The organism is Myxococcus sp. AM009, from assembly GCF_013372605.1.
GTDB lineage: Bacteria > Myxococcota > Myxococcia > Myxococcales > Myxococcaceae > Myxococcus > Myxococcus vastator.
The window spans coordinates 13,919-27,731 of the sequence record NZ_JABXEP010000114.1; the positions used below are offsets into that span (position 1 = coordinate 13,919).

The 13,813-nt window shown below is 70.0% G+C and carries 10 protein-coding genes and 2 pseudogenes; 3 read left to right on the top strand and 9 right to left on the bottom strand.

Annotated elements, in window-relative coordinates:
• Positions 1 to 205: 205 nt before the first annotated feature.
• Positions 206 to 517, bottom strand: a pseudogene (locus HV824_RS24880) (IS21 family transposase); the annotation flags it as partial.
• 238 nt (positions 518 to 755) lie between these two features.
• Between HV824_RS24880 and HV824_RS24885 the strand changes: the two are divergent.
• Positions 756 to 1,418: pseudogene (locus tag HV824_RS24885) on the top strand (ISKra4 family transposase); the annotation flags it as partial.
• A 247-nt stretch (positions 1,419 to 1,665) separates the two neighbouring features.
• On the opposite strand, the gene HV824_RS24890 reads toward HV824_RS24885, so the two are convergent.
• The 4 genes from HV824_RS24890 to HV824_RS24905 all read right to left on the bottom strand — a co-directional run bounded on the left by HV824_RS24890 (position 1,666) and on the right by HV824_RS24905 (position 6,863).
• Positions 1,666 to 2,253: a hypothetical protein gene (locus HV824_RS24890; protein WP_176424406.1), complete on the bottom strand. Its 588-nt coding sequence runs from the start codon at positions 2,251 to 2,253 to the stop codon at positions 1,666 to 1,668.
• A 75-nt stretch (positions 2,254 to 2,328) separates the two neighbouring features.
• Complete coding sequence (locus tag HV824_RS24895) at positions 2,329 to 2,673, bottom strand: hypothetical protein (RefSeq protein WP_255208317.1); 345 nt, start codon at positions 2,671 to 2,673, stop codon at positions 2,329 to 2,331.
• Between the two features lie 388 nt (positions 2,674 to 3,061).
• Positions 3,062 to 3,655, bottom strand: a complete 594-nt coding sequence (locus tag HV824_RS24900) for a Coq4 family protein (protein WP_176419569.1) — start codon at positions 3,653 to 3,655, stop codon at positions 3,062 to 3,064.
• A gap of 292 nt (positions 3,656 to 3,947) precedes the next feature.
• Entirely contained in the window at positions 3,948 to 6,863 is a 2,916-nt protein-coding gene (locus HV824_RS24905) for a cell wall anchor protein (protein ID WP_176424407.1), read from the bottom strand.
• 335 nt (positions 6,864 to 7,198) lie between these two features.
• On the opposite strand from HV824_RS24905, the gene HV824_RS24910 reads away from it, so the two are divergent.
• Positions 7,199 to 7,891: a class I SAM-dependent methyltransferase gene (locus tag HV824_RS24910; RefSeq protein WP_217917700.1), complete on the top strand. Its 693-nt coding sequence runs from the start codon at positions 7,199 to 7,201 to the stop codon at positions 7,889 to 7,891.
• A gap of 87 nt (positions 7,892 to 7,978) precedes the next feature.
• Here HV824_RS24910 and HV824_RS24915 read toward each other — a convergent pair whose 3' ends face one another.
• The 3 genes from HV824_RS24915 to HV824_RS24925 all read right to left on the bottom strand — a co-directional run bounded on the left by HV824_RS24915 (position 7,979) and on the right by HV824_RS24925 (position 11,978).
• Positions 7,979 to 8,476: a hypothetical protein gene (locus tag HV824_RS24915; protein ID WP_176419571.1), complete on the bottom strand. Its 498-nt coding sequence runs from the start codon at positions 8,474 to 8,476 to the stop codon at positions 7,979 to 7,981.
• Between the two features lie 219 nt (positions 8,477 to 8,695).
• Positions 8,696 to 9,142 (bottom strand): GNAT family N-acetyltransferase, encoded by a 447-nt coding sequence (locus HV824_RS24920; protein ID WP_176424408.1) that lies wholly within the window; start codon positions 9,140 to 9,142, stop codon positions 8,696 to 8,698.
• A gap of 1 nt (position 9,143) precedes the next feature.
• Complete coding sequence (locus HV824_RS24925) at positions 9,144 to 11,978, bottom strand: TonB-dependent receptor (protein ID WP_255208318.1); 2,835 nt, start codon at positions 11,976 to 11,978, stop codon at positions 9,144 to 9,146.
• A 142-nt stretch (positions 11,979 to 12,120) separates the two neighbouring features.
• On the opposite strand from HV824_RS24925, the gene HV824_RS24930 reads away from it, so the two are divergent.
• The gene (locus tag HV824_RS24930) at positions 12,121 to 12,747 is read left to right on the top strand and encodes a Uma2 family endonuclease (RefSeq protein ID WP_255208319.1); all 627 of its coding nucleotides are present in this window, start codon (positions 12,121 to 12,123) and stop codon (positions 12,745 to 12,747) included.
• A gap of 13 nt (positions 12,748 to 12,760) precedes the next feature.
• Here the strand turns inward: HV824_RS24930 and HV824_RS24935 are convergent.
• On the bottom strand, positions 12,761 to 13,813 hold a 1,053-nt coding region (locus HV824_RS24935; protein ID WP_255208320.1), incomplete at its 5' end, for an AAA domain-containing protein.

Consider the following 13,813-nt stretch of genomic DNA (forward strand, 5'->3'; position numbering starts at 1 on the left):
TGGGAGCAGCCGAAAAGTTGAGGAGTGGGACGCGCACCGGTGGAGTCCAGGGCAGCGCGTGTCCAGAAAGTCAGAAGGCCCACCAGCGACACCTGGAGGGCCTTCCTGGGGGCGCGCCTTGGTGTGCGAGAGGGGCGAGCCGGTGAGGGAGGGGTAGCGCACTCCAGGGCGCGGCGCCCGTAGCCATGTCCTCGCTGAATACCGGCTCCACGTACGTCAGGTTGCTGGCCTTCAGCACCGCGACGAAGAGCTTCGCCACCCGCGCCTCCCCGGTGACGGCGTCCACCACCGGCACGCCGTCGCCGCTGAAGTCCACGAAGCACTTCTCCCCGGCGCGGTGCTCCTGGCGCAGGGTGACGCTCGCGGTGGCCAGCCACCGTGCGTACCTCTCGCAGAAGCGGCTGTACTGGTAGCCGCCCGGCACCGCCTCCAGGTACTCCTGCCACAGTAGCAGCTTCGTGACGCCCTTGCGCTTCAACTCCTCATGCACGCGCGCCCAGTCCGGCTCCGGCCGCTCCGCCGGCGCCTTCGCGTCCTCGGGAACAGCAGCGCCGTCAACGCTCCTGGCCTTCCCCGCACCCGCTTTCACCGCGGGGGCTCGGCTTCACCGGAGCCGCTGCTCGGCTTGCCCGGAATGCCTGCTCGGCATCCCCGGAATCCGTGCTCGGCTTGCCCGGAATCGCTGCTCACCTTCCTCCGGAATCGCTGCTCGGCTTGGCTTGGAATCAGTGCTCGGTTTGCCCCGGTACACGCACCTGCGAAGCCTGCGCTGTGGCCGCATGCCGGAAGGGGACGTGCGCGGCCTGTGCGCGCGTCTGACCTCTCAGGTGGAAGCGGCCCTCGAAAAGAAACCCCGCCTTCGCGTTGCCGTCCTCACCGACGGCGCTCCCGAAATGCACCAGCGGTTGGATGAGGCACTCGCCCAGCATGCGCCCACCGCGAAGTCTCCGGCGCGACTGGTGGACTTCTGGTACCTGATGGAGAAGCTCGGTGCCGCCGCCTGCGTACTGGCGGGCGATGAGGCCCCGGCCTTGCGCGCGAAGTGGAAGCTGGCGCTGCTCAACCAGACAGGCGCCGTCTGGCGGATTGCCAGCCAGTTGCACGCATCGGGCAAGCGCGAGGTGGTTGTGGGCGAGGCACGCCCTGTTCACGGAGCCCTCACCTACATAGAGAACCATGGCGAACGGATGCACTACACCGAGGCTCGTGCGGCGGGGTTGCCCATTGGTAGCGGCAACGTGGAGGCCACCTGCAAGTCTCTCATTGGCATTCGGATGAAACGGCCCGGCAGCAGGTGGAAGCATCCGTCCGGGCAACACATCATCGACCTGTGCTCCCTCGTCCTTTCCGACTGCTGGGACACCGCCATGGACCTCACGCTCTCATCCCTGCGCTCCCAGGTGCGCCGCGTTGCATGATCAGTACGGCGGCCACACCCCGGCCGCTGGGGAGTTCCCCTCGTCATCCTGACGCCACGCCGCCTTCGACTTCAGCGGCGGTCCACTCCCCGCGTTCGAAGCGCCACAGCGCGCGGAGTGCCAAGAAGGTCAGCCCCGTGGGTGACGCCAGCAGCAACCAGGCGCCGTCAGGTTCGGTTCTTCCACTGCAGTCGACGCCACTCACCCGCGACGCGTTCCCACCAGAGTCGCGTGCGGGACGGGCGCCTCACTCCGGATACGAGTCTTGCGCCGCTTTCCTGCGAGCAGGCTCCGCGGCCTGACGCTCCTGAAACTCACGGTCAGCCGCGCGCTTCTCCTCAATGGCTTTGGCCAGCCTCGAGGGAGCCTCCTCGGCGAGGAAGGGCGCGATCTGCGTGAGTGCCCGCTCCAGCTCCGGAAATGGAACCTGATCCTTGTCGACCAGAATCTTCCAGGGCTCGGAGACGGAGTTTCGCTCCAGATCGAAGGCGACTCGCTCCACCTGCCGCTCGGTGGGGACCGTGATGCGGACGAACGCGAAGCGGTCGTTCTCACACGCGCTGACCACTACCTCCGTGTGCGAACCCGTCTTCCCTCGCCGCCCCCGCTCCCCGTACCTGATGCTACAAGCCCGCGAGGGTCTCAGTTGCGTCTGAATGTCGGCCAACACCTGCAGGCCCCCGACATCGGTCTTACCGATCATCCCGATGTCGGTCGGCTTTCGGCTCAGCAGGATCGTCGTCGCGGCCACTCCGCCAACCATCGCGACCGCGGCGAGGACGAGGACCGTGCTCTTGCCGGACTGCCGGGTCGGCTGTTTGGATGAAGAGCTCATTGCGGCAGGACCTTAAGTGGGATGAGCGCACGCCGAAACTCCGTCAACAGTCGGCACACGAAAGAGGCTCGGTTTTCACTCCGGATAAGAATCCTTCGCCTCTTCTTCGAGAGTGCGCTCCGCCGCCTTCTTCGCCTCCCGCTCGTGCGCCCACCGCGCATCCAGGTCGGCATCACGTTGACGCTCGATGGGGTACTGCGTGAGGAGATGGGGGGAGAGCTGTTCGAGCGATTTCTTGAGCGCGGGGAACGAGGTCTGCTTCTTCTCGACCAGGATCTTCCAGGGCGCATTCACCGAGCTCCGCGTCATGTCGAAGGCGACGCCGTCCACCTGCCGCTCCGGAGGCACGCTGACGAAGATCCGAAAGGAGGACGCAGTCCCACAGGGCGTGACGTAGGCCGTCTCCCTGGAACCGAGCAACCACCTTCCGCCCAACCGTCGCCGCGTTCCGTAGCTGGTGGACGTGCTGGGCTTGGTGTTGGTGGCATGGGTAGCGGCGGCGGACGTGCAGGACCGTGATGCAGCGGTTGGTGCCGTGCTGCCGCGAGCCGCGGAGGTGTTCCCCACACTGAGCAAGGTGGGCTTGCCCACGGCATGTGCGAGGTTGGCCCCGGCACGAGGGCCACCCAGGCCGTGTGGTGTTGAGGCTTAAGACAGCCAACAGGCCAAGGCTCCTGCCACGCACCTGATGGGAGCGCGGCCTGGACAGGCGTGTGCCCCAAGGGGGCTCAAGCGGCCTGTCCACCGGCCGGGAGCATCGCTCGGGCGGCCCCATCAGCGGCCCTCCTCGGCCTCTCTGCACCCTCCCTCAGGGCGCGGCGGCCAGCGCCTGGGCCTTGGCCCTTCGGCCCCGCCACCAGAGCGCCAGGGTGATGGGAGAGACGAGCACCAGCATCATCAGCGAGCCGACCACCGCGCCCGCAGTGAGCGCCGCGGCGAAGCGAAGCGCGGCGCCGAGGCCCGCTCGGTGGGGACCCGCTCCGATCCCGAGCTCCGCGCGCAGGTCCTCGACGTTGCGCTCGAGCAGCGCCTCGTAGTCGCGCCCGTAGGTGGACTGCTCGGCGAGCCCCCGGACGAACGCGCGCCAGGTGCGCACCGGGGCCGTCAGCAGCCCCCCGGTCATGCCCGAGAGGTTGAGCACCCAGGCCGCGTGGAAGTCGCCGCAGCCCGCGCCGATCTCCCACGCGGAGATCTCGAACTCGCCCGTGAGGTCGGTGCGATAGCCGGTGAGGACGTGGTGCAGATCGTGGAAGCGCACCGCGCGCTTGCGAGCCTCGGTGTTGGGGAGCGGGAAGGGGAGGGGGCCGAGCTTGAAGTCGACCCAATCGGACGCGTACCCGCCGTCCTCTCCGAAGCCGCTCTCGTCGAAGTAGCGTCGCAGCGCCGTGGCCATGGTCTCCATCGCGTGGACTCCCTCGCAGCGGGCGCAGCTGCCCCGCGGGTTCGCAAGGAGTCTGACGCGGAGACCTCCGTGTCGCACGTCGCGTCCGAGGAGAGGCATCAGGCCCGGCGATGGCCGCGGGGACCGGTGCTCATGCTCCGGCCCGCGGGTGTGCCTGGGCTTCAGGCGGGACGCCGTGTGTACGACCGCGTCAACGGCGGCGCCGAGCGCGAGCTCCCAATTCGGAACAGCAAGGCCGGCCATGGGGACGTGCCCCACGACCGGCCTTGCTCCTCGGCGTGTCGACGCGGTCCTACAGCAGGGGCACGCGCTTGAGCTTGAAGGGCGAGGGGCTCTCGCTCATCGTGAAGTAGCTCGCGCCGTTGGCCTCGTACTCGATCGCCTCACCCTGGCCCTCGGTGGTGTCAGTCAGCGTGACGGGCGTCGCGAAGACGGCCGACTCGAAGCCAAGTCCCGGCGTCGCACGGAACTCGTAGACAGTGCGGTAGGTGCGAAGGAGGAAGCGATCCGCGCATGGGTGGATCGCCGCCGCGGTCGCGGCCGAGAAGTTGGCGTCTCCGTTCAGCGGCAGTTGGATCGTGTGGACGTGGATCAGCGTGGCCTGCACGCCCGGCGTCAGCGGCTGGGGGAACTTGTACACGCCGCTCTGCCCCGTGCCCCCGTTCTTGGTGACGACGTAGATGTCCCCGGTGGTGGGGTGCACCATCAGCGACTCCGCGTCCTTCGCGCCGTCCGGATAGACGAACGGGAAGGCCTCGGCGACGAGCCCCCCCGAGGTCTGGCCGTTGGCGAGGTCCGGCTCGGGCACGCGGTAGATCGTGAACGACGTGGGGCTGCCACCCGGAGGGAAGTTGGCGCTCCACTTCCCGATGTCACCGATGAAGATGCACGAGCCGCTCGGGCAGGGCCCGGTCGCGAGGTCCTCCCAGTCGGCCGGCGTCACGTTGGTCACGTTGAACGTGCCAATCGTGCTCGCGTTGAGCGTGTCGATGGCGACGATCGCGGTGGTGTCCTCGTTGTGCACGTAGAGCGCGTTGCCGACCACGCGGCTCGCGGCCAGGCCCGATGGCTCCACGATTTCCGGCGCGGTCACGGTGCCCTGGAGCGTGAAGGTGCTCGCGTACGTGTCGCCGACCATGCAGGTGGGGGCGTTGGCGGCGCGCAGGACAATCACGTGCGCGGTGTTGGTCTGCACGAACGCGGAGCTGCCGGAGAGGCCCGCCTGGAGGCCCGGCGCGGTGAGCGACCGGTAGGCCGCGTTGAAGAGCAGTCCGTTGGTGTGACCCAGGCACGCGTCGAAGGCCTCGGTGAAGCCGAGCGGCGGCTCGATGCCGGTGGCAGGGCAGGTGGCGTCCGGCCAGACCTGTGAGCCGTACCAGACGGCGAGGCCACCCGCGCTGCCGGTCACCACGTCGGGCACGGTGAACGACGCGGAGTCGCCGTTCTTCTGGCCTGCGTGCACGTCGATTGGCTGGACCGGATCGACGCCGCTGAAGGCCTCCACGCTCCCCGCCATGTGGGTGGTCGCGTCCAGTTCGAACGCGTAGCTCGCAGGCTCGGAGGCGCCCGCGACGCGGTAGAAGAGCCAGGTGCGGATGGCCCAGGCGCTCTGCTCCGAGCGCAGGAACGTCCAGCCGGCGGGCGGCGTGACGGTCGCGGAGATGTTGTTGCGCACGCTCACCCGCGCGATGAGCGCGTCGTTGGCCTCGGTCCCCGACGGCTTGGGGATCGACAGCGAAGCGACCGACAAGCCGCTGTGGTGCGAGCTCCCACGCAACGCGACCCCCGAGGACGGCGCGGCCTCGGCGCGGCGAAGGGCGACGACCTGCGCGACGTTGGTCTCGGCGAACGTCGAGCTCCCGTTGAACGGTCCCTGGAGGCCGGCGCTGGCGAGGGGCATGAAGGCGGCGTTGAAGACGAGGCCCTGGGACGAGGACACCAGGCAGGTGTCGTAGGTCTCGGCGAAGCCCACGGGGGGCTCGATCGCCGAGGTCGGACACGCGGCGCCGGTCCACGCCTGCGCGCCGAACCAGACGGCGGCCCCGCCCGCGGTCGAGGTGCTCAGCTGCGGAGTCGTGAAGGCCGTCGAGCCGCTGTTGCTCTTGCCGGCGTGCGTGTCGATCGGGTTGGCCGGATCGACGCCGGCATACGCCACGAGGTTGCCGACGAGGTAGCTCGCGATGGAGCTCTGGAAGGTGTGGCTCGCGGGCTCGCTGGCGGTGGCGACGCGGACGAAGACCCAGCCGCGGATGCTCCAGGTGCTCATGTCGGTGCGCACCAGCGTCCAACCTGCAGGCGGGGTGAGCTCGGCACCGATCTGGTTCCGGTTCGCGAGGTGCGCCAGCAGCACGTCACCGGCGGCGACGCCCGCAGGGGTCGAGAGGGTCAGGCTGGTGACCGTCTTGCCGCTCGCGTGCGTGGTGCCGACGAGGGCGATCTCCCCGGTGGCCGGCGGCTGGAGGGGACGCAGCACCACCGCGTGTGTGATGTTGGTGTTGGGGAGCGTGGAGCTGCCGGTGAAGGCGGGCTGGGCACCTGCGGCCCCGAGCTCCGAGGTGGCGGCGCTGTGCAGCACGCCGCGCGACGACGAGACGAGGCAGGTGTCGAGCTGCTCGGTGAAGCCCGTCGGAGGGGTGTGGACCGCGGGGCACGCGGCGCCTCCCCAGACCTGGGCCGAGAACCACACCGCGAGGCTGTTCGCGGACGACGTGGTGGCGACGGGCAGCGCGAGGCTCGCGCTGTTGCCATTCTTCTGGCCCACGTGCACGTCGATCGGCTGGAGCGGATCCGCGCCCGACACCGCGACCAGGGTGGCCGCCATGGCGCTGGCGAGGTCGAGGGTGAAGGTGTGACTGCTCGGCTCGGCGGCGCTGGCCACGCGGAGGAAGAGCCAGGACTTGATGGCCGAGGCGCTCTGCTCGGAGCGCAGCAGCGTCCAGCCAGCGGGTGGGGTGGCGACGGCGGCGACGGCCTCGCGGTTGCTCAGCTGCATCACCAGCACATCTCCGGCGGCCGTACCGACGGGGGTGGGGATGGAGAGGGCCGTGATGGCCAGGCCGCTCGCGCTGGTGGTTCCTCGCACGGAGAGCGTGGAGAGGCCCTGGGCCGTCGTCGCATCCTGTACGTCGTCGGGCTGCGCGAGCTCAGTCGTTCCACAGGCGGCCATCAGTAGGGCGGCCGCGATCCACAGGCTTCGGAGTGGGGTCATGGGGTTTCGATCGGGTGCCGACTCACCGGACTGGAGGTCCGGGAATCGGCCATGTGATGGACCCCGAAGCGAGAAGCGCAAGCGACTGTCATGACACGGGAAAGCTGCCGTGAAACGGCTGGGACCGTCGGGTGGGATTGAAAGAAGGTGGCAGTCCTGTCCATGCGGTCACGCGGAGTCCTTGGAGAACGCGAAGCCCAAAGACACCTGCGCATGGAGCGGCATGGCCTGGAGCCGGGACACACGGCCTTCCAGCTCGAGGCCTACGCGGCGGCACGGGTGCTATCCTCGGAGGAGCACCCGTTGCTCCTCCCTCTCCGAAGAGGCCGCCCGGAATGACTCTCTTTCGTGCCCATGCAACGCCCCGTCGTCTCGCGCGGCTGCTGCTCTGTCTGGTGACGGCCGCGACAGGCGGATGTCGCTCCGAGGGCGGAGAGGAAAAGCGCCCCGAGCCATCCCGGACGCCGACGGAGGCCCCCGCGGCGGAGCAGCCCGCCGACCTCCATGGCCTCGGAGGGGTCGAAGGCGCGCGGGCCTCGTATGACCAGTCCCGTCAGCCTGCCAGGTTCATCGCCGCGCTGGGGATTACGCCGGGACAGCGGATTGCCGATGTCGGAGCGGGCCTGGGCTACTTCACGCAGCGACTCTCGGAGGCCGTTGGTCCGGCGGGACAGGTGGTCGCGACCGACATCAACGACGAGGCCCTCAAGCGGCTTCGCGCACGGATGTCCGAGCGGAAGAACGTCGTGGTGCGCAAGGTGGAACCGGACGAGCCAGGCCTCGAACCCGGCGCGTACGACCTCATCCTTCTCTCCGAGGTGGACCACTTCCTCTCGGACCGTGTGGCCTACCTGACCAGGCTGCGTCTCGCCCTCACCCCGAATGGCCGTATCGCGGTGACGCACCTTCGGGCGATGCGCCCGCCGCTCGTCGCCGCCGCCCAGCAGGCGGGCTACTCCATCGTGTCCGAGTACGACGGCCTTCCGGACCACTACCTGCTGTTCCTGCAGCCCGCGTCCAGTCGATGACCCTGGAGGAGCGGCGACGCGAGGGCCTCGCCTCGCGCGGGTGACGTTCCACGACGGCTCGTGCCCACGCGCGGGCCCTTCGTCGTTTCAGGCGACGGTCCATCCTCGGACGTCGTGGCGAAGAAAGACCTTCGACGGCTCCGCCTCGACGACGCGGGTGGCCATGGCCCTCAGCCGGAGCTTGTCCCGCTTGCTCAGGTCCCTCCAGGGCAAGAACAGGTGCGAGTTCCGCGAGCGCCAGAGCACCACGCCCCTCCAGCCACCCTTCATCGCCTGGTCGTGAAGGAAGGAATCGAGCTTCTGGGTGGGCGTCACGGGCTTCAGCTCGGGGCTGAGCAGGAAGTCGAGCACGGCAACCTGTCTGGATTCGACGGCCCTGACGATGGCGCTCGCGACGACCACCGAGCGCAGGTTCGGGAAGGCCTGCTTCGAGAGGATGGCCTGGACCTCGCTCACGGCCCCTTCGTCGACGGCGCGGTAGAGCGTCTGGGTGTGCCGCTTCTCGCGCGACACCGAGAAGCGCCAGAGCAGGACCAGCGCCGTGAACGGCAGGACCGCCAGGAGCCACTCCTTCAGCGTCGTCATGCGTCTGTCATAGCATCGGGTCCTGGCTTGCAGGGGCGTCCCGGGTGGCTTCGAAGATGCTGGCTGAGGGCGTCGCGGCCCCAGGCGGTGCTCAAGCTTCTCGGCTCTCTGGAACCCAACCATATCAGCCGAGGCGTGAATGAGGACCTCAAGACGGCGATGGAGCGCGCGAACGTCACGGGAGCAGCGTTCGAGGAGGTCCAGGCGCTCGTAGGTCCGCTAGGCCCCGAGTGTCTTGCGCATGTTGCGGTGAGGGACGCCCACCTCGGTGTAGGGGTCGCCGAAGACGGCGTAGCCCAGCCGCTCATAGAACGGGACCGCCGGTTCGCGCGCGTGCAGGTGGACATGGGTGAAGCCGCGCCGCGCCAGCTCCACTTCCAACGTCCGCACCAGCCGAGCGCCCAGCCCCTGCCCCTGGAGGTGAGAGGCCACGGCCATCTGGAACAGCCGCCCGCCGTGGGCGTCCTCGGGGTTGAAGAGGACGCAGCCGAGCACCGCCTCCTCCTGGTGCGCCACCAGGTGCAGGCTGTCCGCCTCGAAGGGGAAGGCCACGTCGTCACGCGTGTAGCCGAGCGGCTCGCGCAGCACGCGGAAGCGCAGCTCCAGCTCGCCCGCGTAGAGCGGATGCCCGGGGGAGATGAAGGTGAAGGTGGCGCCGGCCGTCACGTCAGAAGGTCCCCGTGAGCTGGAGCGTGAAGGTGCGGCCGTACTGCGGCACGGGGGCGATGGAGTTCTCGTCCGACACCGGCAGCGCGTAGCGGGCGTCCAGGAGGTTGTGCACGCCGGCGAAGTAGCGCAGGGGGCCGTAGTCACCCGACAGGCCGAAGCCCACCAGCAGCGCCTCGCCGCTGTCCGCGCCGCCCGGGCCGGTGGGCCGGGCGCTCTGGTAGATGGCCTGGGTGGCCACGCGCATGTCGCCAGCGCCAATGGGCAGCATCATCCGGCCCGCCACCAGGTGCGCGGGCGCCGCGGAGGCCACCTCTTCCGAGGCGTTGCGCAGCGTCACGTAGGAGTAACTCACGTCCACCAGCAGCCAGCGCCCCGGCTGCCAGTGCACGCCGGCCTCGGCGCCCCAGGCCAGCGTGGTGCCGTCGTCGTTCATGAAGCGCAGACAGGCGGCGGTGCCGCAGTCGCCTGAAGGCGCGTTCTCCGCGCTGAGCTGCACCAGGCTGGAGATGCGGTTGTGGTAGCCGGCGACGGTGAGGCGCAGCTCGTCCGTCAGGTCGTGCGAGTGCTCCAGCTCGAAGGTGGTGATGGTCTCCGGCCGCAGGCCCAGCGCCGCGCCCTGGGAGATGCCGTCCGCGTAGTAGAGCTCGTAGACGTTGGGCGCGCGGAAGGCGTTACCGGCCACCAGCTTGGTGAGGCCCTGCTCGTAGGGCCGGGCGATGACGGCCAGGCGCGGGGTGATGGGCGTGCTGTCCAGGTCCACGTACTTGTCCAGACGCAGGCCGGCGGACACGCTCAGCCGCGGGTGGAGCTTCCACTCGTCGAGCAGGTACGCGGACAGCAGCGTGCGCGCCTGCGTCTCCAGGGGCAGGTCGCCGGCGTCCTGCCGGACGCGGAGCTGCGCCTGGCCCTCCACGCCGAGCGTGAAGACGTTGCCCTCGAACAGGCCGATGCGCGCGCGGGCCTCGCCGGTGAGCCAGTCCGCCGCGCCGCCCTCGGTCCGGGCGCCGCCGTCCTCCTCCGGGTAGACGTAGGTGCCCTCGTAGCGGCTCATGTCGAACGCGCCGCGCACGGACAGGCTGAAGCGCTCGGTGAACTGGCGCTCGTAGCGGGCCTCCGCGAAGGCGCGCAGGTCCTCCACGACGTTGCCCTCCGTGCCGGGCACGGTGCCGTAGGGCGCGGTGGGCAGCTCCTTGGTGCGCACGTTGAACTGGGCCTGGAAGGACAGGTCGCCCACGCGGGCCCGGAGCGAGCCCCCCGCGGCGCGCTCCGCGTCCAGTCCGGTGATGATGGGGCCGTTGGCGCCCAGCCGGGTGGTGTCCGCGCCCGTGGCCGTCAAGGCGGCGGCGCTCACCAGCACCGACCGGTTGCCGTCCTCCCACGACGCGGCGGCGTGGCCTCGCGTGGTGCCGAGCGCGCCCACCGCGCCGGTGACTTCCAGGTGCTTGTCCGCGCCCAGGGACTCGCGGGGCACCACGTTGATGACGGCGAAGAAGGCGCCCGTGCCGTACAGGGCGCTGCCAGGGCCACGCACCACCTCGATGCGCTCCACCTCCTGGATGTCCACGCTGAGGTCGCGGGCGGCGAACCCCTGGCCGGCCCAGACGTCGTTCATGGCGTGGCCATCCCAGAGGATGAGGATGCGCGTGTTGAGGTCCCCCGGCGGGGAGAAGCCGCGCACGCCCATGTATGTATAGGTCCGGTCGTCGGTGAGGTAGAAGCCGCGCACGCCGGCCACGGCCTCGGCGACGGTGCGCCAGCCGAAGGCGCGCAGCTCCTCCTGCGAGAGCACGGTGGTGGAGGCGGGCGCTTCGTCGACGGCGACCAGGCTCTTGGAGGCGGCGCGCACCGGAGGCGGCGCGTAGCGCAGCTCGGCGTGGACCTTCACTTCCTCCTCGGCCACCACCTTCACCGTCTGGCGCAGCGGGCGCACCTCGCGGCTCTCCACCTCCAGCGTGTGCTCACCCTCGGGGAGGGTGACGACGGTGGGGGTGAAGCCCGCGGGCTTGCCATCCACGCGCACCGTGGCGCCGTCGCGGTTGGCGGTGACGACGAGCCGCCCGGTGGGCCGGTCCTGGGGTCGCAGCGCCACGGCGACAGGCACGTTGCCGTCGGCGGGGACGTCCACCACGTACTGGCCGGGTGCGTAGCCGGGGGCGCGAACGTACAGCACGCGCTGACCGGGAGGCAGCCGCACGCGGCCGGGCACGCGGGCCAGGATGTTGCCGTTGGGCGCGTCGCGAATCTCGGCGCCCGCCGGCGTGCCCGTCACCTCCACGCCGCCGGTGATGAGGGCCAGGTCGAAGGTCTGGTCCGTCTCACGGCCGCGCACCAGGGTGAGGGTGGCCTCCGCGGGGCGGTAGCCGTCCTTCTTCACCATGATTTTGTGACGGCCGGGCGTCAGCGCGAGCGTCTGCGGAGAGCGGCCCCGGCTGCCCAGGTCCATGCGGTCCACATAGACGTCGGCGCCCTTGGGGGTGGTGGTGACGCGCACCAGCGCGACCTTGGGGCGGAGCCGGTCCACGGAGCGGGAGACCTCGGCGGCGTCGTCCCTGGGCAGGTCCTCGGCGAGCAGGTCGTTGTAGTAGCGGTACGCCTCGTTGAACTTGCCCAGCGCCTCGAAGCAGCGGGCGATGTTGAAGAGGACGTTCCGGTTGGGCACCAGCCGGTAGCTGGTGAAGTAGGAGCGCAGCGCCTCGGCGTACTGCCCCTTGGAATAGGCATCGTTGCCGAGCTCGAACGCGATGTCCGCTTCATCCGCGTTGTTGTCCGCGAGCACGGGCGCGGACAGGAGGAACAGCGAGAGGACGAACGCGAAAGAACGGGAGGCACGCATGGGGCGCCGAGCATTCTTCCCTCTCCGGGGTGTGAGGTCCATGGGGGCTTGAAGGTTGGGCGCTGGGTGTCAGACCTGATAGGTAATGTCGGGTCTGGACATGCAACGAGGAGTGGGGTTCCACTCCGGGGAGGCGGGGGCCATGATTCAGGTGCAGCCGGTCATCACGGTGAGAGAGGAACGGGACACGGGAATGGGCCACGAGACGAAGCGCCCGGCGACCTACGAGGACCTGGTGGCGCTGCCGGAGCATCAGGTGGGGCAGATCATCGACGGGGAGCTGATTGCCCAGCCGCGTCCGGCCAGCCGGCACGCGCGGGCGAGCTCCCGGCTGGGGGGAGAGCTGTACAGCCCCTTCGAACGGGGTCGCGGCGGACCTGGAGGTTGGTATTTCCTGGATGAGCCGGAGCTGCACTTCGGCGCGGATGTCCTGGTGCCGGACCTGGCGGGTTGGCGCCGCGACCGGATGCCGGAGGTCCCGGATACGCCCTACTTCACGCTGGCACCGGACTGGGTCTGCGAGGTGCTCTCGCCCTCCACGGCTTCCTTGGACCGCTCGCGCAAGAAGCGCATCTACGCGCGGGAGGGCGTCGGGCACGTGTGGCTCGTGGACCCCCAGGCGCGGACGCTGGAGGTGTTCCGCCTGAGCGGTGGCCAGTGGCTCGAACAGGGCACGTGGTCGGGTGACGAGCGCGTCCGCGCCGAGCCCTTCGAGGCGCTGGAGCTGGAACTCGGCGTGTTGTGGTTGCCGGAGGCGAAGGCGAAGTGACGTCGCCTGCGCCTCAGTGAACCACGTCTCGCGCGGACATGGCCGCCTCGGGTGAGGCGGAGGGCTCGCGCATCAGCTTGTCGCCCGCGGCCTGGAGGACCTGGGTGGTGGCGCCTTCGGGGTCGCGGAAGAAGGAGGGCGTCCACATCCGCACGAGCCGCCAGCCCTGGCCCTCCAGCACGCCCGTGCGGAACAGGTCCCACTCCACGCGGTCCGCGGCCTTGGGGTAGCGCGTACCGTCACACAGCACACCGACGGTGACGTCGCCCGGCCGGGTGGGGTGCCGGAGCGCGACGTCCACGCAGAAGCCGTCATTGCCCCAGTGGACGTCCGAAGACACGCGGTGCTGGGTGGCCAGGTGTCCTGCCAGGGCCCGCGCGAAGGCCGAGCCCGCGTCCGTGGGCCGCACGAACACCTCCGCTGGCTGGGCGGGCCGCGGCGTTTGGGCCCTCGCATCCTCGGATTCGCCCCGGGCCGCCTGGGTGTAGGCCGACTCCAGGGCCTCCGCGAAGCGCAGGTAGGCGAAGAGGAGCCAGCCGCCGTTGGGTTGCCGGCCCGCTTCCATGGGGGGCGCGGACAGGTAGGACTCGCGCGGAATCGAGGTGACGAGGTGAATCTGCTCCCGCGCCCGCGTCACCAGCACGTTGAGGCGCCGGCCGCCGCCCGCGCTGCCCAGCGGACCGAAGCGCCGGTAGAAGCGGCCGTGCCGGTCCGGGCCGTAGGTGGTGCTGATGATGAGGTGGTCCCGCTCGTCGCCTTGGACGTTCTCCAGGTTCTTCACGAAGAGCCCCTCGAACGAGCCCGAGCCCCGGCGCACGCGCGCTTCGGCCAGCCGCGACGCGAAGGCCGCGTCGCTGGCGGCCATCTCGTCGAGGACGTCGTTGAGGGTGTCGCGCTGGGTGAGGTTGAAGCACGCGATGCCAATGGACGGCGGCTCGGGCCGTGAGAGCAGCTCCTTCACCAGCGTACCCACGGCGCGGGCCTCCACCAGGTTGGTGCGCTTCTCGTAGGTGCCGCCCACGGGGAGCAGCCGCAGTGGGGCGTGGGGCACCTGGTGGGACGGGTG